Here is a 25,009-nt window from a genome sequence, read left to right on the forward strand (position 1 = left end):
TCGACTGAGTCCGCCAAATTCGACGTCCGGATTGACCCGGGATGAACTCGCCAAGTCGATTTGATGTACGTACAGTGGTGCCGCCCCCTCCTGATCACGAGCTGGAGCACGAATGCCGGTTCAGGCCAGTCGTCGCCCTTCTTCCCCCGGATCCGCCGCTTCCAGCGGTCGAGTCGCCGCAGCCATTCCCGCGCAGACCCGCCCCTCCGGCGGTGGTCCGGGCGCTCGCCCGCCGGGTGGTGGCGGCGATGGTGGCCGCCCGGGTGGCGGCGGTGGGTCGAAGAAGCGGAACAAGCGCAAGGACCCGCTCTGGGCGAGGCTGACCCTGGTCTTCGGCGCTGTGCTGATGCTGAGCAGCGGGGTGGCCATCGTCGGCAGCAAGGTGCTGATCGGGCAGGCGACCGGCGACATCGCGAAGGGCAACCTGCTGGGTGATGCCGGCAAGTCCGACGCCGAGGGCGGCGCGAGCCTGGACGGCCCGATCGACATGTTGCTGCTGGGCGTGGACGCGCGGGAGCGCTGGGCCGCCGACGACGTCCGCTCGGACAGCATCATCATCCTGCACATTCCGGCCACCCACGACCAGGCGTACCTGATCTCGATCCCCCGGGACACCGAGGCGCAGATCCCGGCGTTCAAGAAGAGCGGCTACGGCGGCGGCTCCGGGAAGATCAATGCCGCGTTCCAGGCCGGTGCCGCCAACGGGGGCGGCTGGGAGGGCGGCGCCCAGCTGATGGCCCAGACGATCAAGCAGCTCACCGGGATCAGCTTCGACGGCGCGGCGATCATCAACTTCGGTGGCTTCAAGAACGTCATCGACACCCTGGGCACGGTGCGCATCTGCGTCACCCAGGAGGTCAAGTCGCTGCACATGTCGTACGTCGACGGCAAGCCGATGTGGAACGCGGACGCCAAGAAGACCGGCAAGCCGCGGACCCCGGTGGTGCACAAGAAGGGCTGCCAGGAGATGGAGGGTTGGGCCGCGCTCGACTACTCCCGCCAGCGCAAGACCCTCAAGAACGGTGACTACGACCGGCAGGCCAACCAGCAGCAGTTGATCAAGGCGATGGCCAAGAAGGCCACCGAGGGCGGGATGTTGTCCAACCCGGCCAAGATGAACAACCTGATCAAGGCGGCGGGTAAGGCGTTCGTGCTGGACACCGGCGGCGTGGCGATCGAGAACTTCATCTTCACCATGCGCGGGGTGACCGGCAACGAGCTGACCATGCTCAAGACCAACAACGGCACCTTCAACGCCAACGGCAACAACACCGAGGGCTTGAACGAAGAGACGATGGCCATGTTCCGGGCGGTCAAGCAGGACAAGCTCGCCGAGTTCGTCTTCACCCACCCCGAGGTGATCTCCACCCGCAAGTGAGGCCGGCCGGGAGTCGCGGAAAGCCAGCGACGGTGCCGTCACCGCCCGTAGCCTGACGTGAGCAGATTTCACGTATCGGCTGCGGGGAGGCGGTCACGTCCAGGTGGGGACGGAACGCGGCGGGCCGGGCCGGAGCGGCCCCGGCCGCCCGATCACGCGGCGCCCGCGGGTCCCGGATCATGCTCGGCGTCGGACTGGCCCTCCTCCTGCTGGCCGGGCTCGCCGTGGCCGGGCTCAAGACGCTCAGCCACCGGTACGACCGCACGGTGACCAAGGAGCAACTGCTCGATCCCGACGCCCGCACCGAGCGCACCAACCTGGACGGGCCACTCAACTATCTCCTGGTCGGCTCCGACCGTCGGCCCGGCGAGAGCGGCCCGGACCAACGCTCGGACACCATCCTCATCGTGCACGTTCCCGCCGGTCAGCGGGAGGCGTACCTGATCTCCATCCCGCGTGACCTGCTGGTCGCCATTCCACCCGCGAACGGCTTCGGCGGTGGCCAGGACAAGATCAATGCCGCGTACGAGCACGGTGGCGGCGGGCAGGCCGGCGCCCAACTGCTCTCCGCCACCCTGCACCGGCTCACCGGAATCCGGTTCGACGGTGCCGCGCTGATCGACTTCTCCGGCTTCCGGAAGGTCATCGACCTGCTCGGCGGGGTGGAGATGTGCGTGGACACCGAGGTCCGCTCGATCCACACCAACCGGCTCTTCTCCACCGGCTGTCAGCGGATGGACGGGGCGCAGGCGCTGGATTACGTACGACAGCGCTACGACCTGCCCGGGGGTGACTACGACCGTCAGCACCACCAGCAGCAGTTACTCCGGGCGATGCTCGACAGCGCCGGAAAGGCGGACCTGCGGAGCAATCCGGTCAAACTGGACCAAGTGCTCCGGGCGGTCGGCGGCTCGCTGACCGTCGACACCAACGGCGTACCCCTGGAGGACCTGCTGCTCGCGCTGCGCGCGCTGCCGCCCGACGGGATGCGCGGCGTCCAGGTGCCCTCCTCGCCGCAGACCATCGACGAGGTCTCGTACGTGGTGCTGGACAACGGGGGCAACGGTCTCTTCGAGGCGCTTCGCGGCACGCGGGTGCCGGCCTGGGCGCAGGCCAACCCGCACTGGGTGACCCGGTTGTGACCGTGCCGACGGCCCGGTCGGTGCCGAACCGGCCCGCGAGGATCTAGTGTTGCTTCCTGTGTTCGGACCCCAGGTTCCCACCGTGCCCGTGACCGAGATCGCCGACGAGACCTACCTGCTGGATGTGCGGGAGGACGACGAGTGGGCGGCCGGCCATGCCCCCACCGCCCACCACCTGCCGATGATGGAGCTGCCGGCCCGACTGGCCGAGGTGCCCACCGACCGGGAGGTGGCGGTCGTCTGCCGTTCCGGCGGGCGCTCCGCCCAGGTCGTCGCCTACCTGATCAACAACGGCTGGGAGCAGGTGCGCAACGCCGACGGCGGAATGCGCCAGTGGGCTGCGGTCGGCCGACCGGTGGTCGACGCGAACGGGCAGCCCGGCCAGGTCATCTGAGGCCGGCGCAATGGGCGGGCCACTGGTCTTCGCGCACCGCGGCGCCTCGTTCGACCTACCCGAGCACACTCTCGCCGCGTACCTTCGTGCTCTCGACGAGGGCGCCGACGGTCTGGAGTGTGACGTCCGGCTGACCCGGGACGGACACCTGGTCTGCGTGCACGACAGACGACTCGACCGCACCAGCAACGGCCGCGGTCTGGTCAGCGCGCGTACCCTCGCCGAGCTGGACGCCCTGGACTTCGGTTCCTGGCACCCGGGCAGCGCGCCGAGCGGCGACCTGCCGCCGGACGAGTCGCACACCCGGCTGCTGACCCTGGCCCGGCTGCTGGACGCGGTGCTCGCCGCCGGCCGGCCGGTCCGCCTGCTGGTCGAGACGAAGCACCCGTCCCGCTACGGCTCGAACGTGGAACGGCGACTGGTCAACCTGCTGCGCCGGTACGGGCTGGCCGACCCCGGGCCGGACGACCCGGTGCAGGTCACCGTCATGTCGTTCTCCCCGCTGGCGGTCCGCCGGGTGCGCGAGCTGGCGCCGACGCTGCCCACCGTGCTGTTGCTGGAGGTGTTGCCGCGCTGGTTGCGGTTGGGTCGGCTGCCGTTCGGCACCCGGATCGCCGGGCCGGGCATCGGCCTGGTCCGGGCCCGACCGCAGCTGCTGCCCGCACTGCGCGCGGCCGGCAACCAGGTGTACGTCTGGACGGTCAACGAGCCGTCCGACCTGGAGCTGGTGCTGGCCGCCGGGGTGGACGGGGTCATCACCGACCGGCCGGCGTACGCCCTCGCCCGGCTGGACCGCTGACCCCGTCGGTCGGGCGGGGGTGCCCAAAACCGGGCCGGCGGGGCACACTCGGCACATGCCGGAGCGTATCGATTTCCCCGCTCTCCTCGCCGGCCACACCGTCGTGATCGAGATGATCAACTCTGGGGACGCGGGCCTGCCGGTCCTCACCCAGCTGCTCCGGGTGGCCCAGCCGGCGCTCGGCGCGACCGGGATGGCGTTCGTCGAGTTCGGTCCGACCGGTGGTCGCGTGATCGCCGCGACCGGCGCGGCGGAGTGGGCCCTCGGTCGACCGTTGGCGGTCGACGATCCGGACACCGTCTGCCTGCTCTCCGGGCCACGGGTGCGCCAGGCGCGGGTGAGCGACCTCAACGGGAAGCTGGCCGGCGAGCTGGCCGGCAGCGGCCTGCGCCGGATGGCGGTCTCCCGGGCCGAGATCGGCGGTCACACCGTCGGCAGCCTGCACGCGCTCTATCCGGGCGACGACGAGCCGGACGCGGAGCAGCAGGGGGTGGTCGGCTACCTCGCGTCCTGCGTCGCGCACATGTACGGCGATCAGTTCGGCCTGCCGGTGCACGGCGACGGCCCGGTGGTGGCGGCCCTCGCCGACGGGCTGGCGGTCGTCGACCGGGACGGGCACGTCCGGCTCTGGAACCCGGCCGCCGCCCAGGTCACCGGGCGAACTGTCGAGCAGGCACTGAGCCGCCCGCTGCCGTTCCCGCTGCCGCCCTCCGGGCAGGTTCGGGACCACCGGATGCCGGACGGCCGCTGGCTGCGGATCACCTCCGGCGAGCTGCCCGGTCCGGGCACGTTGCGGGTGGTCACCTTCCGCGACATCACCGACCAGCAGCGTCGCGACCACGACCGCGAGCTGTTCGTGGCGGTGACCAGCCACGAGCTGCGCACCCCGGTCACCGTGATCAAGGGGTACGCGGACACCCTCACCGACCACTGGGAGTCGCTGACCGAGACCGACCGACGGCAGGCGGCCCGGGTGATCGGGCAACGCGCCAACGAGTTGGCCCGGTTGGTCGACCGGCTGCTCAGCTCGGCGGCCGAGGTGGGGCCCGGCGACGACCCGCCCACCCCGTTCGACCTCGGCGAGGCGCTGCGCTCCGCCGTCGTCGACCTGCCGGCGGAGTTGCGTCGCCGACTGGTGCTCCTCCTCCCGAGCGATCTGCCCAAGGCGCTCGGCCACCGACCCAGCCTGGCCACCGTGCTGACCGAGCTGACCACCAACGCCGGCAAGTACTCCGCCCCGGATTCACCGATCGAGATCACCGCCTCCATCGATGGGCAACTGGTGGCGTTCCGGGTCAGCGACCGGGGCATCGGCATCCGGCCCGAGCACGTGGAGCGGGCGTTCGACCGGTTCTGGCAGGGGGAGTCCGGCGACCGTCGCGGCTATCCGGGGGCCGGGCTCGGCCTCTATCTCGTCCGCCGGATCGTTGAACAACAGAATGGATGGGTATCCCTACGTCCGAGGACCGGCGGCGGTACGGTCGCAGAGGTGCGGCTACCACGCGGTTGACCGAGGTGGCGCGACGTGGAGGCGACGGTGGCAGCGGCAGTGGCAGCGGCGGCGAAGGATCGAGCGTGGTGTGTGGTGGTCCCCCACCATCCGGGCGGGGCACGGCTGGCCCGGCATCGGCTCGCCGCGGAGCTGGCGGACGTCGTACCCCCGACGCTTCTCGCCGATCTGATCGCGGTGCTCGCGGAGCTGGTCGGTAACGCGGTGCGGCACGCCCGACCGCTGCCCGGCGGCGTGATCCGGGTCGCCTGGCGACTACGGCCCTCGGCCGGGGGCGCGCTGATCCAGCTGCGCGTCACCGACGGCGGCGCGAGCACCGGGCCACGGCTGCGTACGGCCAGCCCGGACGCGGCGGACGGACGCGGGCTGCACATCGTGGCCGGTCTGGCCAGCCGCTGGGGTGTCGAACAGGACGGCATGGGCCAGCGCGTCTGGGCCGAGTTCGACCCGGTGCCGGCAGCCCGACCCGCGCTGGTGCCGGCGGGCTGAGTGCGGCTCGGGCGGGTCCCGGCCACGGCGGGCCGGTCGGGCCTCTAGGCTGTGACGCCGTGAGTAAGCGTCGAAAGAGCCAGCGCACCGCCACCGACACCACTCCCCGTCGCGACAAGGTGCGGGACGTCTTCGTGCCGCGTCCGTTCGACGGGCTGATCGACGAGCCCGAGTGGATCGCGCTTCGCGAGTTGGTGCCCGCCGCCTCCGCTCCGCTGCGACTGGCGCCCGCCCTGGTCGAGGAGTTCGGCGACCGGGCCGCGACGCTCGCCACGGTACTGCCGATGGCCGCCCCGGCGATCACCAAGCCGGACGGCCGCGTGCTCATCGGTCTCCAGCGCCACCAGCAGTCCGGCGACGTCTCCCGGGACCTGGCCGACGCGTTGCTCAGCGCGCTACGCGCCGAACCGGGTGGCCAGGTGACCGTGGCGCCACTTCCCGGCCCCGGCCCCCGCCTACAGGACATCCTGCTGGACGGTCCGTTGGACATCACCATGCACGACGGCTTCGACTTCTGGCTCGACCCCGGTGCCGCCGACGATCCGACCGTCCAGGCGTCGCTGGAGCGGGCGAACGCGGCCATCTACCCGACGGTGCGGCTGACCGCGGCGAAGGCCGCGTACTGGTGTCAGGTCCCGGAGAAGGCCCACGTGCGCTGGGTGCTGCCGGACGACGAGGACGCCGCCCTGGACGCGCTGGCCCGGCTCGGCGCGGCCGGCACGCTGACGCTCGGCGAGAAGACCAAGTTCGCCGGCATGTTCCGCGCGCACGGTCGGCTGGTGCCGGTCTGGGATCTGCCGGAGGAGACCCCGGCGGACGAGTGGGAGGAGCCGGTGGCCCAGTTCGCCAAGCGGTACGCCGAGGCGCTCACCGTCACCGACGCACTCGACTCCGCCGGCCGCAGGGCCCGCCAGGGGCTGCTCGGCCGCCAGCTCACCCTGCGCTGAGCCGAGCGGTCCCGCTCAGCCGGCGACGGATCGTCGTTCCGCTCAGCCGGCGACGGATCGTCGTTCCGCTCAGCCGGCGACGGATCGTCGTTCCGCTCAGCCGGCGGCGGGTAGCGGGTCGCGGGTGATCGGGCAGGACATGCAGCGCGGGCCGCCCCGGCCGGAGCCCAGCTCGGAGCCGGCGATCGGGATCACCTCGATGCCGGCCCGCTCCAGTTGGGCGTTCGTCTCGGTGTTGCGCTCGTAACCGACGCAGAGCCGGGGGGCCAGCGCGAGGGTGTTGTTGCCGTCGTCCCACTGCTCGCGTTCCGCGGTGACCGGGTCCAGCCCGGTGTCGATGACCCGCAGCAGGTCGAGGTCCATCGCGTCGGCGGCGGCCCGCAGGAACGGCGCGGGCCCGTCCACCCGGGGGTCCTCGCCGTCCGCTCCGGCGATCACCGTGTACGCGGACAGCGTGCTGGCGATGTTGGGATACATCAGTACGGCGTCCACGTCGACCATCGTGCACACGGTGTCGAGGTGCATGGTGGCGCGTTTCTGGGCGATCGGCACCACCAGGATGGTGTGGGCCAGGCCGGCGGCGAAGACCTGCCGACCGAGGCGCTCGGCACCGGCCGGCGTCGTCCGCTCGCCCACCCCGACCGCCAGCACCCCGGGTGCGAGCAGCAGCACGTCCCCGCCCTCCAGGTGCTCAAGGTTGGGACGGTAGACGAACTCGGTGCCGGCGAATCGGGGGTGGTGGCGGTAGATGGCGTCGGTCAGGGTGGTTTCCCGACGGCGGGCGGGCATGGCCAGGCTGGTGACACCGACCCGATCGCCGATCCACAACGACGAGTCGCGGGTGAACAGCAGGTTGGGCAGCGGGTCGATGACGAAGTCGTGCCGGTCCATCAACGTGTAGACCAGTCCGCCCGGTCGCTCCGAGCTGATCCGCAACTCCTCGTGGGCCAGCCCGGCGGTGAGCACGTCGGCGAGGGCGGCCGGGTCCAGGTAGGAGAGGTGATCGGCGACGCGGGCGCGGAGGGTGTCGCCGAGCCGGCGGGAGCGCAGCACCTGTTCGGTGAGTTCGGCCCGGGCGTCCGCGACGGCAAGCGTCTCGGCCAGCAGGGTGGCAAGGTAGAGCACCTCGACGCCGCGCTCGCGCAGGGCGGCGGCGAACGCGTCGTGCTCCTCCTGGGCGCGCCCCACCCAGGGGATCGCGTCGAACAGGAGTGAGTCGTTGTTGCGTGGGGTGAGCCGGGCCAGTTCGGGGCCGGGCCGGTGCAGCAGTACGGTGCCGAGCCGCCCGACTTCACTGTCGACGTAGTGGGTCACTCCCGCAGCGTAGGGCAGGGTTTAGCGGCATCCGAGAAAAGAACTGTGGATGAATATGGCATTCATCCACAGTCACTCCGGCGCTCCGGCTTGCCGAACACCGGTAGTGGCAACGTAGGGTAGTGAGGACATAACTTCGAGGGACCTTTTGCCGGAGGTCGCGATGACTGTCTTTCCCGCACGACGAGCCGTACCGTCCGCTCGGGCACTGCCGCCCGTCGCGGTGCCACACCCCCGCGTCGAGTCGCCGGGGGTTCTCGAACCGGTCCGTCCGACACCCCTCGAATGGGCCCGCCGTCGTCGGGCCGAGCGGGGTGCACGCCGCCTGGAGGCGGCCGGGGCCCGGGCGTTGGGCCAACTCGACCACCTCGGGCCCGCCTGGCACGTGATCGAGTGGCCCCGCACCGACGTGACGGACGTCCTCGACCGCGCTCAGGACGACCGGGCCGGGTTCCTCGCCATCGGTCCGAGTGGCCTCTTCGCCGTGACCATCGCCGACCACGGCCGGGCCCGGGTGCTCGTCGCCGGAGACGTGGTGCAGATCAACGGCAAGCGGCCGCCGTACGTGGCCGAGGCTCGCCGGGACGCCAAGCGGGCCAGTAAGGCGCTCTCCGACGCGGTGGGGTTGCCCGTTCCGGTGACGCCGGTGCTGACCTTCGTCGGGTCTGGCGTGATCAGCGTCTACGGCCTTCCGAAGGACTGTCTGATGGCCACCCACCGGGAACTGGACCGGCTGCTCGTGGCCGGTGGCAGCCGGATCAGCCCGGCGACCGCCGAGAAGCTTTCCCGGGTCGCACAGCATCCCGGCACCTGGCTGAACGGCACGTACCGTCCAACGGCCGACTACCGGTGGTATGACGAGGGCCGAACGGCCGCTGACAAGCCGGCCCACCGCCGGTAACGTCATCGGCGACGCCACGCGGCTCCGGTCCCCCCTTCACCTCACCGGTTTCCGCGCCGTCACCGGTCGCCTCGGTTCACGCTGCGCGGCCCGGTGACCCGGTGCGCTCGGTGATACCGTCGGCGACCCGCTAGCGTGGACAGTCGATCGGTGCACATAGGAGGCGCGGTGGCCCACGTCGAACTTTCGCTCTCGGAAGCGTTCGTGCCGGCGGTGCGGGCCTCGACAGAGCCGGAGTCCGGCAACGTCGGCCAATGGTCCTCGACAGTGTCCCGGGCCGACGAGCCGTGTCTGCTGATCGACGCCGACACCCGGGTGGTGGCGATCTCCACGGCCGGCTGTGAACTGCTCTGTCTGGGCGAGCCGGCCGGGCTGATCGGGCGACCGCTGCTCGATGGCGGGCTACGCCTGCTCGACTTCACCGCCAACCGCGGCGAGCTGACCGAAGCCGAGATCGACAAGATTCCGCCGCTGTTGGCGCTCTCCTCCGGCCGACTCGCCCGTGGACTACTGCGGGTGCAGGCCGCCTCGGCGAACAGCTCCGACGCGACGGTCGACGCGATCTCCACCCCGGTGCTCACCGAGGGCACCGTCGCCGGCTCACTCACCTTCTTCTCCGAGGTCTGACCTGCGGCGGAGTGTGTCCTTCGCCGCACGCGGCGTTGCCGGGGTCGGCCCCCACGAAGGCCGTAGGGTGCCTTCATGCTCGATATCGCTCTGCTGCCAGGGGAATACGCTGTGTGCCGGCTGGCCGCCGGCACCACCCTGCCGTACGCGTTGTCGAGCGGGCTGCGCGGCACCGACGTGGTGACGGTGAGCTGGACCGCCGACGGGATCTCCGTGATCTGCCCGGCCGACCGGGCACCGGCGCAGGCGGTGGTGGAGACGACCTGGCGCTGTCTGCGGGTCACCGCACCGGTGGAACTGCCCGGCACCAGCCTGGCCGCGCTCGTCAACCCGCTCGCCGAGGCTCGGGTCAGCGCCGTCACGTTCTCCACGTTCGACACCGACTACCTGCTGGTGCCGGCCGTCCGGCTGGCCGAGGGCACGGTCGCGCTCCAACGGGCCGGGCACCGCGTCACCGGCTGACCTTCACCCGACCGGCCGCTCACCCTACGATGGGCTCGGCCACCCCGGCCGCGACGAATTCTCCGATGTCCCGAGGATCGGCCCGTGCCGTTCACCCCGCCTCACCCCGCGTCCCCCCCACCGCGGGCGACGACGCACGTCTCTCCGGCGACTCGTGGCCCGGCAGCCGATCGCGTCGGCGGGCGGGCCGCCACCCGGGCCCTGCCGATGGCGCTCGCGTCGCTCGTCGTCGCCGCGCTGGCCGGCTGTGGCGCCCCACCCGGGCTGAACGAGCCGACCGGCTTACCCACCCACGCCGCGACCCCGGCGACACCCGGCCCGAGCACGGCACCGGCCACCCCGCCGGCCACCGCACCATCTCTCGGCACGAGCACGCCCACTCCGGACGCCGGGTTGGTGGCGACGGCCTGCCGCGGCGGGCCGAGCGGGCAGCGGGTGGTGCAGCTGCTGCGCGGCCGGGCCGGAGTGCTGCCGACGAACGTCCGGGTTCAGGTCCACACCGGGCCACTCTGTGCCGGCGACTGGCAGTTCACCGTGCTGGAGGTGACCGGGCACGAGGAACTCCAGGTGGTCACCCGGGGTAAGCCCAGCGCCCCGGTGCTGGTCACCGCCGGCACGGACGTGTGCACCATCGAGGTACGCGCCACCAGCCCGGCCGGGATCCGCACCCTCGCCTGCGACGCCGGCCCGGCCGCCGGACCAGGTGCGTAGGCTGATCGGCATGCCGGGAACACCGCCGACGCGTTTCGTCTACCTCGGGCCGGAGGGCACCTTCGCCGAGCAGGCCCTGCGCTCCGTACCCGCCGCCGAGCGGGGCACCCGCACGCCCGCTCGAAGCGTCGGGGAGGCGCTGGACAGCGTCCGGGCCAGCGACGCCGACGCCGCGCTGGTCCCACTGGAAAACTCGATCGGCGGCGCGGTGGGCGTCACGCTCGACGAGATGGCCGAGGGCGAGCCACTGGTGATCACCCGGGAGGTGATCCTGCCGGTGGAGTTCGTGCTCGCCGCGCGGCCCGGCACCTCGCTGACCTCGATCCGCAGCGTGGCGGCCCACCCGCAGGCGTCCACCCAGTGCCGGGGCTGGTTGCGCGACCACCTGCCCGACGCCGTGGTGGTCGACGTGCTGTCCAACGGCGCCGCCGCCGCCGGCGCCGGCACGGGCGAGTACGACGCGGCGATCTGCGCACCGATCGGAGCGTCCCGGCACCGGCTCACCACACTCGCCGACAAGATCGCCGACCACCCGGACGCGGTGACCCGGTTCGTGCTGGTGTCCCGCCCCGGGCCACCACCGCCACCGACCGGTGACGACCTCACCTCGCTCGCGGTCTACATCGCCCACGACCGCGTCGGCGCGCTGCTGTCCGTGCTGATGGAGTTGGCCGTCCGGGGCGTCAACCTGACCCGGATCGAGTCCCGTCCGACCGGCGAGGCGCTCGGGCGCTACGTCTTCTTCCTCGACTGCACGGGCCACGTGGCCGACGTACGCCTGGGCGAGGCGTTGCAGGGGCTCCACCGGGTCTGTGCCGAGGTGCGCTTCCTGGGCTCGTACCCCCGGCACCGGTGGGCCGAGGCGGCGGGCGAACGACCGGTGCCCGCGCCGGTGGGGCTCTCCGACGTCGACTACGCCGACGCGGCGGCCTGGCTGGCCCGACTGCGTACCGGTGCGTTGACCTGACCGGGCCGGGCGCCCCCAAGAACCGGGAGCGCCCGCGCCGCTGGCGATCGGCTCAACACATCGGGAGCGCCCGCGCCGTCGTGGTCAGCTCAGCAGACCGCCGAGCAGCCCGCCCTCCTGCTGCTGCTGGCCGCTGCCCAGCACCGGCGGCTCCTCGGACGGCTGCACCACCACGAAGCCCTGACCGGCGAAGCTCATCGTGAACGACTCACCGGTACGACGGCCGAGCAGTGTGCCGAGGCCGAGCTGCTCGGCCCGGTGGTAGCCGGTCTGGAGGTTGGCCGACCAGCAGACCGCGGCCTGCGGGTCGACGTACGTCGGGGCGTCCACGTTGAGCACGACCGGAGTGCCCTTGGTGGTGATGGCGATCCGGCCGTAGCCGCTGAACACACAGTTGAACAGGCCGGACGACGAGGCCATCCCGGCGCCGCCGACCATCCTGATGTCGTACTGGAGGGTGGAGTCGAAGGCGAGCACGCTGGAGCCGTTGATGGAGAGGGCGTCGCCCGGTTCCAGGTCGATGATGTGCACGTCCTTCGCCAGCTCGGCGAGGAAGACGTCGCCCTGGCCGGAGACCTTCATCAGCGGGACGCCCTCGCCGGTGAGCTTCTGCTTGAGGAACTTGCCGAGCCCGCCCGAGCCCAGCGCCTGGAACTGCACGTTCCCCTGGTAGGCGACCATCGACCCGACCCGGGCCATCGCCTCGCCGTTCAGCTCGATCTTCAACATCTTGGAGTTCTGCAGCCGCATGCCGGGCTGCGCGGACTCCTTCTCCAGATTCTCCGCGGAGAACAGCTCGCTGCGCATGAAAGGGCCTCCTGAATAGGGTCGCGTTCGCTGCACCGACGGTAGGCGACCTCGGCAACCACCGGCCATCGGCCGTGCGGCGCGGCGCCTGGTCGTCGAGTTGGCTGACCGTCAAGCGCGCCGGCCGCCGAGTGGCTGGCCATCGACCGTCTCGGCCATCGAGCGTCTCGGCCGTCGAGTGGCTGGCCGTCGAGTGGCTGGCGGTCGAGTGGCTGGTCTCAGCCCCAGCCGAGCGCGTGCAGTCGCGCGTCGTCGATGCCGAAGTGATGGGCGATCTCGTGCACCACGGTCACCGCCACCTCGTCGATGACGTCCTCGTCACTGTCGCAGATCCGCAGGATTGGACGGCGGTAGATGAAGATCCGGTCCGGCAGCACGCCGGAGTAGTCCCAGCCGCGTGTGGTGAGCGCGTGCCCCTCGTAGAGGCCGAGCAGCTCGGCCTCTCCCGGTGGTGGGTCGTCCTCGACCAGGATCACCACGTTGTTCATCAGGCCGAGCAGTTCCTCGGGCACCTCGTCGAGGGCTTCGCCGACCAACTCCTCGAAGCGCTCACGGCTCATCTCCACCGGCACCTCGCCCATTGTGCCCGATGCGAGGGCATCGGGCCGGTGCTGAGGGACACCGTGGCCGGGATCCGCACGTGCACGGAGGAAGCGACCACCCGGGACCGGGCGGAGGCTCCATCCGTGGACGTGCGGTGTTGGTCGAGCGGCTCAGGCGGCCAGGCGGGCGCTGAGGGTGATCTCGGCACCCGGGGAGAGCAGGCGGGAGATCGGGCAGTTGGCCTTGGCGGCCTCGGCGAGCTTCTGGAACTCCGCGTCGTCGATCCCCGGGACCTGGCCGACGGTCTCCAGATCGATCCGGGTCACGGTCATGCCGGCGTCGGTCTTGTCCAGGTGGACCTTGGCGGTGGTCTCGACCGAGGTGGCCGTCGTGCCCGCGTCGGCGAGGGCCTTGGAGAACGCCATCGAGAAGCAGCCGGCGTGCGCTGCGGCGATCAGCTCCTCGGGGTTGGTGCCCTCGCCCTCCTCGAAGCGCGACTTGAAGGAGTAGTTGCCGGACAGGCCGCCCTTTCCGGTGCGGACAGTGCCCGCGCCCTCGGTCAGATTGCCCTGCCATTGTGCTGAAGCGGTACGGATAGGCATGAGGCAAACGCTAGCGGAAAGGCGACCGTCGAGCGACAGACCGGGAAGCTCGCCTACCGTGCGATTCCCGTCACCATCAGGTGACTGTGCCATGATGCGACCCAGGTCCGTGACCGGCGGAAGGATGGCCGATGTCCGAGGAGCTTCCGATCCCACGGCAGGGCGACCGGTCCGAAGCCCCGGCCGTGATCGAGTGGGGCGTCGGCGATTCGACCCCGCGACGCCGGTTCGGTTGGTCGCTGGCCGGCTTCGCGCAGGATCCTCGGCTGCCTCTGCTGCTCGCCGGTCTGGGCGCGGTGGCGGCGGTCGCCTCGCTGATCGGCGAGTGGCTGGTGATGAGCCTGCCGAACGGCGGCCCCGAGGGGAACGCGACGATCGAGGTGCCCGCCGGGGTGTCCGAGGTCGGCGGCTTCGGAGTCGGCTACCTGGTCGGGCTTCTCGCGCTGGTCTGCACGGTCGCGCTGGCACTGCGCGGCACGGCGGCGGTGCGGCCGAACGCCCGGCTGGTTGGTCTCACCCTGGCTGGCGCTCTGCTGATGCTGCTGATTGCGGCCACGGCCACCCTCAACGACCCCGGTCAGCGAAATTTCTTCTACTCCCCGCAGGACGGCTTTCGAGCCGAGTACGGCCGTGGCCTGGTGATGGCGTTCGCCGCCTGCGTGCTGTTCGCGGCTGCCCTGCGGTTGACGCCGCCCGGCGCGTCCGCCGGAGCACCGGACGATGACCGCCCCGCCGACGCGCCAGCACCCCAGATCTGGCGCCGCCGCCGAAACCCCGACCCGGTCAACGACGGCCCACCCGCCCCAATCGACCTGACGGTGACCCCAGCCGCCCCCTTCACCCACCCCAAATCCCCGTCCTAGCCCACCCCACCCCACCCCCACCCCACCCCACCCCCGCCGATCTTGCAGTTGCTGTCCCGACATAACGCGCATAAAACGCGAAACGGCAACTGAAAGTGCAAGATCGGCGCGGTCGGGGGTGGGTGGCGCACGGGAGGGCACGGGACACCCTGTGGGTGCCGGTCGTTGGCGTCCGATTCGCCTGGAAGCCATGGTTGGGGCCCGTTTCGCGAGGTACGGTTGCTGCCCGCCGTCACGCCGGGCCTGGGATTCCTCGGCCGTGGCAGGTGCGACGGCGGCGGGCGAAGGAGGAACGATGACCCGCCCGGGACTGCCCAAGTTGATCGCAACCGACCTCGACGGGACGCTGGTCCGCAGCGACAACACCGTCTCCGCGTACACCCATGGGGTGCTGGACCGGGTGCGCGCCGCCGGAATTCCGGTGGTCGGCGCAACCGGGCGCGGCCCTCGGTTGACCGAGTTGACCCGCAACGACATCCGGGCCGCCGATTTCCTGGTGATGGCCGGCGGTGGCCGGGTGGTCGACCAGAGTGACCCGACCGGCCCGGTGGTGCTCCGCGACGCGCGACTGCCCGCCGAGGTGCTGGCCCGGCTGCTCGCCGACCTGGAGGCCGAGGTCGGTCCCCTGACGGTGATGGTCGAGGCGTCCGACGAGCATGATGCCCCGCTGTGGGGCGACTACGACGAGAGTTGGCCCTTCCAGGATCGCTTCGAGGCGCGCAGCCGTGCCGAGTGCCTCGCCTGCGACGTGATCAAGGCGTTCGCCCGGACCGCCGACCACGACGTGGACGAGCTGCTGGCGGTCGCCCGTCGGATCGTCTCGCCGCGGGTCGCCACGCTCACCCAGGCCGGGCTCGGCTTCATCGAGATCTGCCCGCCCGGCGTGGACAAGGCGACCGGGCTGACCGTGGTGGCGCAGACCCTCGGGGTCGACCCGGCCGACGTGCTGGTGTTCGGGGACATGCCCAACGACCTGCCGATGTTCGAGTGGGCCGGGTGGTCGCGGGTGGCCGTTGCCAACGCACACCCCGCGTTGCGCGCCGCCGCCGACGAGGTGACCTTGCGCAACGACGACGACGGGGTGGCGGTGTATCTGGACCGGCTACTGTCCCGGTAATGGGAGACACGCCCCGCCTCATCGCCACCGACATCGACGGCACGCTGATCCGCGACGACCACACCGTCAGCCCACGCACTGCCGACCTGCTCGCGCGGATCTCCGCGCGAGGCACGCCGGTCGTCCTGGTCACCGGCCGGCCGGTCCGCTGGCTCAAGATGGTGTACGACCAGCTGGCCAAGCCGCTGCCGGCGGTCTGCGCCAACGGCGCGGTGGTCTACGACCCGTTCGAGGACGAGGTGGTGCGGGCGGACCCGCTCGCGCCGCACCACCTTGCCGAGGTGGCCCGGAGGCTACGGGCCGAGGTGCCCGGGATCAGCTTCGCCGTGGAGATCGCGGACAGCCGGGAGATGCGGCACGAGGCGCACTACCCGCTGCGCTGGGACGTCGACCCGGAGGGCATCCGGCCGATCGAGACGCCGGAGGAGTTGCTCTCGGCGCCGGCGGTGAAGCTCCTCGCCCGAGCCGGGGAGCAGGACCCGGATGCCTTCGCCGAGCTGATCGCCACGGCGGTGGCGGGGTTGGCCGAGGCCACGCACTCGTCGTCCTCGGGGCTGGTGGAGATCTCCGCGGCGGGGGTGACCAAGGCGGCCGGGCTGGCCTGGTACTGCGACCAGCTCGGGGTGGCCGCGGCGGACGTGTTGGCCTTCGGTGACATGCCCAACGACGTGCCGATGCTGACCTGGGCCGGGCGTGGGGTGGCGGTGGCCAACGCGCACCGCGCCGTCCTGGCGGTCGCCGACGACGTGACGACGGCGAACACCGAGGACGGCGTGGCGGCGTACCTGGAGAAGGTGTTCGGGGTGGACTGAGGTCAGAGGTACTGACCGGTGTTGTGGCCCTCGCCGCCGCCGGGCTGGCCGATGCCCGGCATGCCCGGCACGACGCCGCCGGGGCCGCTGGGCAGCGCCTGCCGGCCGCCGCGCATCTGCTCCAGCTGCACCCGGGCGGCCATCTGCTGCGCCACCAGCGCCGCCTGGATGCCGTGGAACAGGCCCTCCAGCCAGCCGACGAGCTGGGCGTGCGCGATCCGCAACTCGCCCTCGCTGGGGGCCTTGTCCTCGGCGAAGGGCAGCGAGATGCGCTCCAGCTCGTCGCGCAGCTCGGGGGCGAGGCCCTCCTTGAGTTCGACGATCGACCGCTCGTGGATCTCCCGCATCCGGTTGCGGCTGGCGTCGTCGAGAGGCGCGGCCTTCACCTCCTCCAGCAACTGCTTGATCATGCTGCCGATCCGCATCACCTTGGCCGGCTGTTCGACCAGGCGGGTCGGGTCCTCGCCCTGGCCCTCGTCGGTCTGCATCGTGCCGATCGGCCGGCCGTCCGGGCCAACCACCACAACGGTGCCGGAGTGGCCGGACTCGTCCGGGCCGGGCTCGTCGTTCTGTCCAGCGGAGCGCGCTTCGGTCATGGGGTCCATCTTTACCCAGCCGGCGCGAGCCATGCCGCCCGGGACCGACTCCCCGGGGCCGAACCACCCGGGCGGGGCGCGCTACCGTCGCGCCATGCCTGCCGACCCGCGCGCCGTGCTGACCCGGCCCGCACCGGAGCCCGACCGGACCGTGGCGTACGGCGACGACCCGAATCAGGTGGCCGACCTGCGCCTGCCGGCGGGCGCCGGGGTGGCGCGGCGGCTGGTCGTCGTACTGCACGGCGGTTTCTGGCGGGCCGAGTACGACCGGCTTCACACCGGCCCGCTGGCCGCGGCGCTCGCCGCCGCTGGCTACCCGGTGGCGCAGCTGGAGTACCGCCGCACCGGGCAGCCGGGGGGTGGCTGGCCGGGCACCCTGACCGACATCCTGAGCGGGGTGGCCGGGCTGCCCGCGCTGGCCGCCGCGGCGCTGCCCGGTCGGGTGAGCCGGGCCGCGCCGATCCTGCTCGGGCATTCCGCCGGTGGCCATCTGGCGCTGTACGCGGCGGCCACCGCCCCGGCGACGGTGGGCGGGGTGCTCGCCCTGGCGCCGGTGGCCGATCTGGGCGAGGCGTACCGGCGGGATCTGGACTCGGGCGCGGTCGCCGAGCTGCTCGGCGGCGGCCCGGCGGAGGTCCCGGATCGGTACGCGGCTGCGGATCCACGGATGTTGGTACCGATAAGGACACGCACAGTAGTCATGCATGGCTCGGAGGATCAGCAGGTTCCGGCGGAGATGAGCCGGAACTTCGTCACATCGGCGCGTGCCGCAGGATCCGATATTTCCCTTGTTGAGCTGCCCGGATGCGAGCATTTCGGGCTGATCGACCCGGAGTCCGCCGCCTGGCCCGAAGTCCGTGCTGTGTTGCGGTCCCTGCACGATGATCACTAGCCATTGACGCAGCGTCGCCGACCAGGTAGAACGCCGGATGGGCGGTGTTCGGCCCTGTAACGCTCCTTGGAAGGAACTCGGTGTCGCAGATGAATCGCAGGCGGGCGCTCCAACTGTTGGCCGCGCTCGGTACCACCGGGTTCGTCGCCGGATGTGGCTCCGACAGTGACGCCGAACCGACCGCCAACCGCAGCCCGATCAAGATCGGGTTGATCACGCCACAGGCCGGTGGTTTCAAGAGCATCGGCGACGACATCACCAACGGCTTCCAGCTCTTCCTCGACTTGCACGACCAGCGGCTGGGCGACCACCCGGTGGAGCTGTTGACCGCCGACGAGGGCGACACCGCGAAGACGGGCAAGGCCGCCGTCGAGGGCCTGCTCAAGCAGGGCGTGCTGGCGCTCACCGGCGTGGTCAACTCGGCGGTGATGGTCGGCATCCGGGACACCGTGGAGCAGGCCCGGGTTCCGTTGATCGGCTCCAACGCCTCACCGAGCAGCCTGCAGAGCGTCTTCTACATCTGGCGGACGTCGTACGTGCTGGACGAGGCCGGCCGGGCGCTGGGCCGCTACCTGCGCGACCAGCTGCCGGCGAACGGCCGGATCGCGATCATCATGCCGGAGAACGTCGGCAGCCCGGACGTGGTGCGCGGCTTCCGGCAGGAGTTCGGCGCGACCGACCCCCGGATCGCCGACCCGGTGACCTACACCAGCGCCACCCCCAACCCGGGCAAGACGACGTACGCCTCGGACATCACCAAGGCGCTGGCCAAGAAGCCCACCGCGGTCTTCTGCTTCTTCGCCGGGGCGGCCGCGATCGAGTTCATCAAGCAGCTTCGGGAGAAGTTCGCCGGCCCGATCTACGCGCCCGGGTTCCTCACCGAGGGGACGGTGCTGGAGAACCTGAAGGACAACGCGCTGGGCATCCAGACCGCGCTGAACTACTCGGCCGACCTGAACAACACGTCGAACCGGGTCTTCGCCTCGGCGTACCGCAAGAAGTACCAGGTCACGCCCACCACGTACGCCATGGCGTCGTACGACGCGGCGCAGGTGCTCGACCAGGCCATCCAGTTGGCCGGCGGGAATCCGACGCCGCAGCAGGTCAACCTGGCGCTCGGCAAGATCGGCCAGATCGACAGCCCGCGCGGCATCTGGCAGTTCAACCAGCCGCGTACGCCGCAGCAGAAGTGGTACCTGCGCGAGGTGCAGCGCGACGGTCAGGTCATGTCGAACGTGCTGATCAACGAGCTGGCCACCCTGGGCTGAACGTCCACCCGGAGCACGATTCGGGGCCGGTCTCCCACTGGGAGGCCGGCCCCGAGACGTTCGCGGGTCAGTGCCGCAGCTCGGCGATGCAGCACTTCACGCTGCCGCCGCCCTTCTTCAGCTCGGCCAGCTCGACGGGGACCGGTGTGTACCCGGCGGCCTTGAGCTTGCCGGCCAGGCGGGTGGCCTCGCTGTTGAGCACCACGTTCTTGCCGTCGCTGACCAGGTTGAGCCCGAAGGCCATCGCGTCCTCGTCGTCGGCGATCACCGCGTCCGGGAAGAGTTGGGTGAGCACCCGCTGGCTGGCCGCGGAGAACGCACCCGGGAAGTAGACGACGTTCGCGTCGTCGATGGCGGCGAGCGCCACGTCCAGGTGGTAGAAGCGGGGGTCGATCAGCCGCAGCGACACCACCGGACGACCCAACGCCTCCTGCGCCTCGGCGTGTGCCGGGATCTCGGTGCGGAAGCCGTGCCCGGCCAGGATGAGCCCGCCGTGCGCCTCCGGCACGTACGCGAAGTCACCCTCGCCCTCGTTGGTCTCGTTGGGTGCGATGAACCGCCAGCCCTGCGCCTCGTAGAAGGCGTGGTGGGCGGCGGCCTCGTCGGCCCGCTGCTCGTGCTTGAACCGGGCGCCGTACACGCTGCCGTCCACCACGAACCCGCCGTTGGCGGCGTAGACCATGTCGGGTAGGCCCTGCTCCGGGGTGAGCAGGTGCACCTCGTGGCCGAGGCCGAGCAGCGTCTCGCGCAGCCGGTCCCACTGCTTGACGGCCAGGTCCCGGTCGACCGGGGTGGTCACGTCCATCCACGGGTTGATCGCGTACTCGACCGCGAAGTAATCCGGCGAGCACATGAGATATGTCCGCTTTCGCGGGAATCGCTGCTGGTCCACGGTCACCAAGAGTAGGTACCGTGGAACGTTGAAAACAGCCACAACCGTTGCTTCCCAGAGGCGGAACGTTGCAGATAGATGCGGTAGACCAGCGGATCATTGCGCTACTCGTCGCGGACGCCCGCGCGTCCTACGCCGACATCGGCGCGCGGGTGTCACTCTCCGCCCCGGCGGTCAAGCGTCGCGTCGACCGGCTCCGCGCCACCGGCGTGATCAGGGGATTTACCGCTGTCGTTGACCCGGCCGCCGTCGGCTGGACCACCGAGGCGTTCGTCGAGCTGTTCTGCGCCGGCCGGACCACCCCGGCGCAGATCGGCGTGGCCGCCCGCCGGCACCCCGAAGTGGTCGGCGCGTACACCGTCTCGGGTGAGGCGGACGCGCTCGTGCACCTGCGTGCCGCCGACATCGCCCACCTGGAGGCGGCGCTGGAGCGGCTGCGTGCCGAATCCTTCGTGACCTCCACCCGCAGCACCATCGTGCTCTCCCGGCTGGTCGAATCGCCGGGCGTCGGCCCGTCTTCCGGCACCCCTTGACCTCAACCCAGGTTGAGGCGGTGGACTGACCCCGAGTGGGCGGGGCCGCCCATCGCGGTCGAGGGGGATCTGATGCGGGCGATCTGGCTACGTGAGTTCGGTGGGCCCGAGGTGCTGGTGCTCGGTGCGGCACCCGATCCGACGCCCGGCCCCGGCCAGGTGCTGATCGACGTCGCACACGCGAACATCACGTTCGTCGAGACCCAACTGCGCTCCGGCCGCCCCGGCCCGTTCCGCGTCACCCCACCGCTGATCCTCGGCAACGGCGTCGGCGGCGTGATCACGGCGGTGGGTCCGGACGTCGACCCGGCACTGATCGGGCAGCGGGTGGTCAGTGCCACCGGAGGTTCCGGAGGGTACGCCGAACGCGCGGCCGTGGACGCGTCCGTGCCGATCGTGGTGCCGGCCGGGTTGGCGCTGGACGAGGCGGTGGCGCTGCTGGCCGACGGGCGCACCGCCACCATGCTGATCGAGGCGGTCGGCGTCCGAGCCGGTGACCGGGTGCTGGTGGAAGCCGCAGCCGGCGGTGTGGGCAGCCTGCTGGTGCAGCTGGCGGCCCGAGCGGGTGCGCGGGTGATCGGCGCGGCCGGCGGACCCCGCAAGGTGGAACTGCTACCGGGCCTGGGTGCCGCGCTCGCCGTCGACTACCTGCGGCCGGAGTGGGCCGACCGTGTCCGAGCCGCGGTGGGCGGGGTCGACGTGGTGCTCGACGGGGTCGGTGGGTCGATGGCCCTGGCCGCCTTCGAGCTGCTCGCCCCGGGTGGTCGAATGGTCAGCTTCGGGTTGGCGAGCGGGGACTGGTCGCCGGTGTCGGCGGAGACCGCCGCGGCGCGCGGGGTCACCCTGGTCCGGCCGGACGTGCCGCCGGCGCGGCTGCGCGCGTACACCGAACAGGCCCTGGCGGACGCGGCGGCCGGACGCCTGCGACCGCTCATCGGTCAACGATTCCCGCTGGAACGCGCCGCCGACGCGCACGCCGCCATCGAGGCGCGCGCGACGGTCGGCAAGACCCTGCTGGACGTCGCCTGATCGGGGCTCAGAGGTACATGCCGGTGCGGTGTTCCGACTCGTCGCGTCGGACCGGCTTGTCGCCCTCACCGAAGAACCGCTTGCCGCCGAACTCGCCGTGCAGACGGTCGTCCAACTCGTCGGCGAGGCCGGTCATCACCTGCACCGCCAGCATGAGATGGGTGGCCTGGAAGTTGCGGCCGAAGACCGGGATGGACGCCCAGACGGTGTCGTCGGCGCAGTAGAGGCGGCCGATCGGCATCCGGTTCGTCAGCTCGGAGAGCTTGACGTAGAGCCGTTCGGTCGGCTCGACCTCGGTGAGCACCGGGGAGAAGACGTCCACCAGCGGCGGGTTGTCGCGTACCCGCACGAAGACCATCGCCGAGCCGGCGCGGATGTTGATGTCGCCGTCCGAGTCGACCTGCAACCGGTCGGTGTCCGATTTCAACATCGTGGAGACCACGGTACGGACCCGATCGGCGAGGTCGAGCACGTCGTCCCGCTCGACCTGCGCGGCGGCGGCCTCGGCCAGCGCCTCCTCCAGGTCGGCCTCGACGTCGGCATCCGGGCCGAACTCGCTGCGCGCGGTGCCCAGTGGGTCCACGGCGAGCGGTTCGCCCTCGGCGTCCTGCACGGAGTAGACCAGGAAGGCCGGGTGCGGGGCACCGTACACGTCGCGCAGCGTCCGGGACAGCAGCGCGGCGATCCGGGTCGACTCGGTCGTCGTACCGTCCAGACCGAAGGAACCGCCGGAGCCGGCGACCACCCCGGGTGGGGACCAGCCGAGCGCGATCATGTCGGCCACCGCGCCCCGGTCCAGGCGGTAGCCCGCCGGCAGGGCGGCGTTGCCGACCGCACGGGCGGACAACACGCCGTCCGCGTCCACGTCGACACTTATCGAATAGACGGCATCCCCGGTGCCAGAGGCGGTGGGGTCCAGGGTCACGTCGAGGTGCGCGCCGACGGGGAGTTCCCGCAGCCGTACGGCGAGAGCGCGGGCGAACTCCCGCCACGCCTCGGTCACCTTCGCCCGCAGGTCGGTGGTGCTGGGCTCGTCGAGCAGGATCGATTCCGCCGGCTCGGTCGAAGCGCCGGGCAGCTCACCGTGCGGCGCCGAGGGGTGGTCAGCCGTCATGATCGCCTCCGTCCGTCACGATCACCCTACCCAGGCCACCCGTGCGTCGAATCAGCCCGGACCGGGATCGGACAGCGACGGTCAGGGGGCCGTCGGGTCCGCGGGATCGGCGCCCAGCTCGACCGGCCAACTGCCCGCCAGCGCGCCGAGCCGGGCCGCGACGTCCGCCGGGTCCGCGCCCCGGCCAACCGCCAACCCGAAGAGGTACGCGGTGACCGGCGCGCCCGGCCGCAGCACCTGGTGGGCGACGTCCCGGGCCAGATCCAGCACCGCCGGCACGGGAACCGCGCTCGGGTCCAGATCCAACTCGGCGCACACCGCCGTGACCCAGTCGTCCATCACCGTCATCGCGCCCACTCCTCCGCCCGGCGTACGTCCTCGTCAGTGTCGCAGTCGAACCAGGGCGGCGGGCCCTCGCCGGACCACGGCACCTCCCGCACGACGAGACCGGCCAGCAGCGCCCGGACCGGGGCTCCGGAGAGGGTGCCGCCCCGCTCGACCGTCAACCGGTGCAACGCCGCCCGCAGCGCGGTCACCCGCCAGACACCGCAGAGCGACTGCCGCCGGCCGTCCCCGTCGACGAAGCACGCCCCGTCGGGTCGCCGCTCGCCCCCGGTGGTGCCGACGCGGGCCGGTTGCGCCGAGGGAGGGTCACCGCCCGGGATCTCGGCCGGCGGTGGCCCGGCGAGGTGGTGCAGCAGATCGCCGATCGCGGCCCGGGTGAGCAGCGGCAGGTCGGCGGCGAGCAGCGCGACCAGGGTCGTGCCGGGTCCCAGCAGCGCCAGGCCGGCAGCGGCTGCGGCGACCGGGCCGCCGCCGGGCGGATCCTCCCGGACCACCCGGACGCCCATCGGAACGACGTCGGCCGCACCGACCAGCACCCGTGGCGTCGCGTCGGCGACGGCGGCCAGCACCCGGTCGCGCATCGGCCGGCCGCCGACCGGAAGAGCGGGCTTGTCGACCCCACCCATCCGCCGGGCGGCCCCGCCCGCGAGCACCACAGCGGCGTACGTCTCCACCCGGCCACGGTAGCCGGGACTGATTGTCAGGCGGCTGCGCGAACCCGGCACGGCGGACGACCACCATGATCGACTCGGATTTGCCGAAGTCGCGGTGTCCCGGTGCCCGGGATACCGCGACTTCAAGGAACACGAGTGGATCACGCCTGGAGCAGCGCGCCTCCCGGCGCGAACCTCACTCACGCGCCGTCACGCCCTCTCGGACGGCAGCCGGGCGGGCGGGCGGGACGGCGGGCGGGCGGGACGGCGGGCGGGCGGGACGGCGGGCGGGCGGAGGGCGCCGCCGGGTGCCTGATGGCCGGTGGCCGTGCGTGTGTGCCGGGGGCGGGTGGAGGATGGCGGGATGGGACGGGCAACTGATCGACGGGGCGTACTCCGGATCGACCTGGACGCTGCGACCGCCGGGCGTGGGTCGGTCCGCCGCCCGGACACGCTCGCGGTGGAGGAGCCGCTGGAGATCCGGGTCGGCGCGGCCGGGCCGGGCCGGCGTAAGCCGCTCGCCGTCACCATGCGCACTCCGGGTGACGACCTGGACCTGGCCATCGGGTTCCTGCTGACCGAGGGGCTGATCAGGTCGACCGACGACGTGTTGACCGCGCAGCTCTGTGCCGGCGCGGAGACGCCGAACACGTACAACGTGGTGGACGTGGTGCTCACCCCCGGCGTACCGGAACCGACCACCGACCCGTCCCGGAACTTCTACACGACCAGTTCCTGCGGGGTCTGCGGCAAGGCGAGCATCGACGCGGTACGCACCCGGTCGCTGTTCCCGGTCTCGGCGGACCCGCTCAGCGTGCCGGCCACCCTCCTCGCCGAGCTGCCGGACCGGTTGCGCGCCGCCCAGCGCGGCTTCGATCGGACCGGCGGGCTGCACGCGGCGGGGTTGTTCACCCCCGACGGTGAGCTGGTGGTGCTCCGGGAGGACGTGGGCCGGCACAACGCGGTGGACAAGGTGATCGGCTGGGCCGTGCGGGAACGCCGGCTGCCGCTGGCCGGGCACCTGCTGCTGGTCTCCGGGCGGGCCAGCTTCGAGCTGACGCAGAAGGCGTGGATGGCGGGTTTGCCGCTGCTGGCCGCGGTGTCCGCCCCGAGCACCCTCGCGGCCGAACTGGCCGACGAGGCGGGGATGACGCTGGTTGGCTTCCTACGCGGCCGGACCATGAACGTCTACACCGGGCCGCACCGGATCACGCTGGAGCAGCCGGCCTGACGCGCGCCGGCTGCGGTCGCCGCGGGTCGGGCCGCCGTGAGCGCAACGGCAGCGGTCGCCGCGGGTCGGGC

At 71.9% G+C, this 25,009-nt stretch carries 29 protein-coding genes; 20 read left to right on the forward strand and 9 right to left on the reverse strand.

Annotated features, from left to right (window positions below):
- Positions 1 to 112: 112 nt before the first annotated feature.
- The 7 genes from AB0J33_RS00335 to AB0J33_RS00365 all read left to right on the forward strand — a co-directional run bounded on the left by AB0J33_RS00335 (position 113) and on the right by AB0J33_RS00365 (position 6,659).
- Positions 113 to 1,378 carry an LCP family protein gene (locus AB0J33_RS00335; protein WP_363608326.1) on the forward strand — a complete coding sequence of 422 codons (1,266 nt, stop codon included), beginning with the start codon at positions 113 to 115 and terminating at the stop codon, positions 1,376 to 1,378.
- 179 nt (positions 1,379 to 1,557) lie between these two features.
- Positions 1,558 to 2,520: an LCP family protein gene (locus AB0J33_RS00340; RefSeq protein WP_363608327.1), complete on the forward strand. Its 963-nt coding sequence runs from the start codon at positions 1,558 to 1,560 to the stop codon at positions 2,518 to 2,520.
- 58 nt (positions 2,521 to 2,578) lie between these two features.
- Complete coding sequence (locus tag AB0J33_RS00345) at positions 2,579 to 2,914, forward strand: rhodanese-like domain-containing protein (RefSeq protein ID WP_030487745.1); 336 nt, start codon at positions 2,579 to 2,581, stop codon at positions 2,912 to 2,914.
- A gap of 10 nt (positions 2,915 to 2,924) precedes the next feature.
- Positions 2,925 to 3,713 (forward strand): glycerophosphodiester phosphodiesterase family protein, encoded by a 789-nt coding sequence (locus AB0J33_RS00350; RefSeq protein ID WP_363608330.1) that lies wholly within the window; start codon positions 2,925 to 2,927, stop codon positions 3,711 to 3,713.
- Positions 3,714 to 3,768: 55 nt separating this feature from the next.
- The gene (locus AB0J33_RS00355) at positions 3,769 to 5,223 is read left to right on the forward strand and encodes a PAS domain-containing sensor histidine kinase (RefSeq protein WP_363608332.1); all 1,455 of its coding nucleotides are present in this window, start codon (positions 3,769 to 3,771) and stop codon (positions 5,221 to 5,223) included.
- 72 nt (positions 5,224 to 5,295) lie between these two features.
- Positions 5,296 to 5,712: an ATP-binding protein gene (locus AB0J33_RS00360; protein ID WP_363610140.1), complete on the forward strand. Its 417-nt coding sequence runs from the start codon at positions 5,296 to 5,298 to the stop codon at positions 5,710 to 5,712.
- 59 nt (positions 5,713 to 5,771) lie between these two features.
- Positions 5,772 to 6,659, forward strand: coding sequence for a DUF5926 family protein (locus tag AB0J33_RS00365; RefSeq protein WP_363608334.1), 888 nt, complete (start codon positions 5,772 to 5,774; stop codon positions 6,657 to 6,659).
- 96 nt (positions 6,660 to 6,755) lie between these two features.
- Here the strand turns inward: AB0J33_RS00365 and AB0J33_RS00370 are convergent, their stop codons facing one another.
- Entirely contained in the window at positions 6,756 to 7,973 is a 1,218-nt protein-coding gene (locus AB0J33_RS00370) for an arginine deiminase (RefSeq protein WP_363608336.1), read from the reverse strand.
- Between the two features lie 163 nt (positions 7,974 to 8,136).
- Between AB0J33_RS00370 and AB0J33_RS00375 the strand changes: the two genes are divergently transcribed.
- The 5 genes from AB0J33_RS00375 to pheA all read left to right on the forward strand — a co-directional run bounded on the left by AB0J33_RS00375 (position 8,137) and on the right by pheA (position 11,641).
- Complete coding sequence (locus tag AB0J33_RS00375; protein WP_363608338.1) at positions 8,137 to 8,874, forward strand: hypothetical protein; 738 nt, start codon at positions 8,137 to 8,139, stop codon at positions 8,872 to 8,874.
- 168 nt (positions 8,875 to 9,042) lie between these two features.
- The gene (locus AB0J33_RS00380) at positions 9,043 to 9,501 is read left to right on the forward strand and encodes a hypothetical protein (protein ID WP_363608340.1); all 459 of its coding nucleotides are present in this window, start codon (positions 9,043 to 9,045) and stop codon (positions 9,499 to 9,501) included.
- 75 nt (positions 9,502 to 9,576) lie between these two features.
- Positions 9,577 to 9,963 (forward strand): ACT domain-containing protein, encoded by a 387-nt coding sequence (locus tag AB0J33_RS00385; protein WP_363608342.1) that lies wholly within the window; start codon positions 9,577 to 9,579, stop codon positions 9,961 to 9,963.
- A 207-nt stretch (positions 9,964 to 10,170) separates the two neighbouring features.
- Positions 10,171 to 10,674, forward strand: a complete 504-nt coding sequence (locus AB0J33_RS00390) for a hypothetical protein (RefSeq protein ID WP_363608344.1) — start codon at positions 10,171 to 10,173, stop codon at positions 10,672 to 10,674.
- Positions 10,675 to 10,684: 10 nt separating this feature from the next.
- Positions 10,685 to 11,641 carry a prephenate dehydratase gene (pheA, locus tag AB0J33_RS00395; RefSeq protein WP_363608346.1) on the forward strand — a complete coding sequence of 319 codons (957 nt, stop codon included), beginning with the start codon at positions 10,685 to 10,687 and terminating at the stop codon, positions 11,639 to 11,641.
- A gap of 84 nt (positions 11,642 to 11,725) precedes the next feature.
- On the opposite strand, the gene AB0J33_RS00400 is transcribed toward pheA, so the two are convergent.
- From AB0J33_RS00400 to AB0J33_RS00410, 3 genes are all read right to left on the reverse strand, one after another.
- The gene (locus tag AB0J33_RS00400; protein ID WP_196920294.1) at positions 11,726 to 12,448 is read right to left on the reverse strand and encodes an AIM24 family protein; all 723 of its coding nucleotides are present in this window, start codon (positions 12,446 to 12,448) and stop codon (positions 11,726 to 11,728) included.
- 218 nt (positions 12,449 to 12,666) lie between these two features.
- Positions 12,667 to 13,014 carry a metallopeptidase family protein gene (locus AB0J33_RS00405; protein WP_363610142.1) on the reverse strand — a complete coding sequence of 116 codons (348 nt, stop codon included), beginning with the start codon at positions 13,012 to 13,014 and terminating at the stop codon, positions 12,667 to 12,669.
- Between the two features lie 147 nt (positions 13,015 to 13,161).
- Positions 13,162 to 13,593: an OsmC family protein gene (locus AB0J33_RS00410; protein WP_363608348.1), complete on the reverse strand. Its 432-nt coding sequence runs from the start codon at positions 13,591 to 13,593 to the stop codon at positions 13,162 to 13,164.
- A gap of 131 nt (positions 13,594 to 13,724) precedes the next feature.
- Here AB0J33_RS00410 and AB0J33_RS00415 point away from each other — a divergent pair, with 131 nt between their 5' ends.
- The 3 genes from AB0J33_RS00415 to AB0J33_RS00425 all read left to right on the forward strand — a co-directional run bounded on the left by AB0J33_RS00415 (position 13,725) and on the right by AB0J33_RS00425 (position 16,385).
- Positions 13,725 to 14,456 carry a hypothetical protein gene (locus AB0J33_RS00415; RefSeq protein WP_363608350.1) on the forward strand — a complete coding sequence of 244 codons (732 nt, stop codon included), beginning with the start codon at positions 13,725 to 13,727 and terminating at the stop codon, positions 14,454 to 14,456.
- A 295-nt stretch (positions 14,457 to 14,751) separates the two neighbouring features.
- Positions 14,752 to 15,573 carry an HAD hydrolase family protein gene (locus AB0J33_RS00420; protein WP_363608352.1) on the forward strand — a complete coding sequence of 274 codons (822 nt, stop codon included), beginning with the start codon at positions 14,752 to 14,754 and terminating at the stop codon, positions 15,571 to 15,573.
- A complete protein-coding gene (locus AB0J33_RS00425) occupies positions 15,573 to 16,385 on the forward strand; it encodes an HAD family hydrolase (RefSeq protein ID WP_363608354.1) in 813 nt (270 codons plus the stop codon). Before AB0J33_RS00420 ends, AB0J33_RS00425 begins: the two co-directional genes overlap by 1 nt.
- Positions 16,386 to 16,387: 2 nt before the next feature.
- On the opposite strand, the gene AB0J33_RS00430 is transcribed toward AB0J33_RS00425, so the two are convergent.
- Positions 16,388 to 16,990 (reverse strand): bacterial proteasome activator family protein, encoded by a 603-nt coding sequence (locus AB0J33_RS00430; protein WP_124823513.1) that lies wholly within the window; start codon positions 16,988 to 16,990, stop codon positions 16,388 to 16,390.
- An 85-nt stretch (positions 16,991 to 17,075) separates the two neighbouring features.
- Here AB0J33_RS00430 and AB0J33_RS00435 point away from each other — a divergent pair, with 85 nt between their 5' ends.
- Entirely contained in the window at positions 17,076 to 17,873 is a 798-nt protein-coding gene (locus AB0J33_RS00435) for an alpha/beta hydrolase (protein WP_363608357.1), read from the forward strand.
- Positions 17,874 to 17,953: 80 nt separating this feature from the next.
- Complete coding sequence (locus AB0J33_RS00440) at positions 17,954 to 19,141, forward strand: ABC transporter substrate-binding protein (protein ID WP_363608359.1); 1,188 nt, start codon at positions 17,954 to 17,956, stop codon at positions 19,139 to 19,141.
- 67 nt (positions 19,142 to 19,208) lie between these two features.
- On the opposite strand, the gene ddaH is transcribed toward AB0J33_RS00440, so the two are convergent.
- Positions 19,209 to 20,042 carry a dimethylargininase gene (gene ddaH / locus AB0J33_RS00445; protein ID WP_363608361.1) on the reverse strand — a complete coding sequence of 278 codons (834 nt, stop codon included), beginning with the start codon at positions 20,040 to 20,042 and terminating at the stop codon, positions 19,209 to 19,211.
- 59 nt (positions 20,043 to 20,101) lie between these two features.
- Here ddaH and AB0J33_RS00450 point away from each other — a divergent pair, with 59 nt between their 5' ends.
- Both AB0J33_RS00450 and AB0J33_RS00455 read left to right on the forward strand, forming a co-directional pair.
- Positions 20,102 to 20,566: an Lrp/AsnC family transcriptional regulator gene (locus AB0J33_RS00450; RefSeq protein WP_124823507.1), complete on the forward strand. Its 465-nt coding sequence runs from the start codon at positions 20,102 to 20,104 to the stop codon at positions 20,564 to 20,566.
- A 72-nt stretch (positions 20,567 to 20,638) separates the two neighbouring features.
- On the forward strand, positions 20,639 to 21,595 hold the full coding sequence (locus AB0J33_RS00455; RefSeq protein WP_363608364.1) for a zinc-binding dehydrogenase: 957 nt from the start codon (positions 20,639 to 20,641) through the stop codon (positions 21,593 to 21,595).
- 7 nt (positions 21,596 to 21,602) lie between these two features.
- Here AB0J33_RS00455 and AB0J33_RS00460 read toward each other — a convergent pair whose 3' ends face one another.
- The 3 genes from AB0J33_RS00460 to AB0J33_RS00470 form a co-directional block, all read right to left on the reverse strand.
- Complete coding sequence (locus tag AB0J33_RS00460; protein ID WP_363608366.1) at positions 21,603 to 22,709, reverse strand: hypothetical protein; 1,107 nt, start codon at positions 22,707 to 22,709, stop codon at positions 21,603 to 21,605.
- Positions 22,710 to 22,790: 81 nt separating this feature from the next.
- Positions 22,791 to 23,057 carry a DUF6457 domain-containing protein gene (locus tag AB0J33_RS00465; protein ID WP_363608368.1) on the reverse strand — a complete coding sequence of 89 codons (267 nt, stop codon included), beginning with the start codon at positions 23,055 to 23,057 and terminating at the stop codon, positions 22,791 to 22,793.
- Entirely contained in the window at positions 23,054 to 23,728 is a 675-nt protein-coding gene (locus AB0J33_RS00470) for an NTP transferase domain-containing protein (protein WP_363608370.1), read from the reverse strand. Before AB0J33_RS00470 ends, AB0J33_RS00465 begins: the two co-directional genes overlap by 4 nt.
- A 343-nt stretch (positions 23,729 to 24,071) precedes the next feature.
- Here AB0J33_RS00470 and fdhD point away from each other — a divergent pair, with 343 nt between their 5' ends.
- Complete coding sequence (gene fdhD, locus AB0J33_RS00475) at positions 24,072 to 24,938, forward strand: formate dehydrogenase accessory sulfurtransferase FdhD (RefSeq protein ID WP_363608372.1); 867 nt, start codon at positions 24,072 to 24,074, stop codon at positions 24,936 to 24,938.
- The last annotated feature ends 71 nt before the right edge of the window (positions 24,939 to 25,009 follow it).

The organism is Micromonospora sp. NPDC049645, from assembly GCF_040675155.1.
In the GTDB taxonomy this organism is placed as follows: Bacteria; Actinomycetota; Actinomycetes; order Mycobacteriales; family Micromonosporaceae; genus Micromonospora.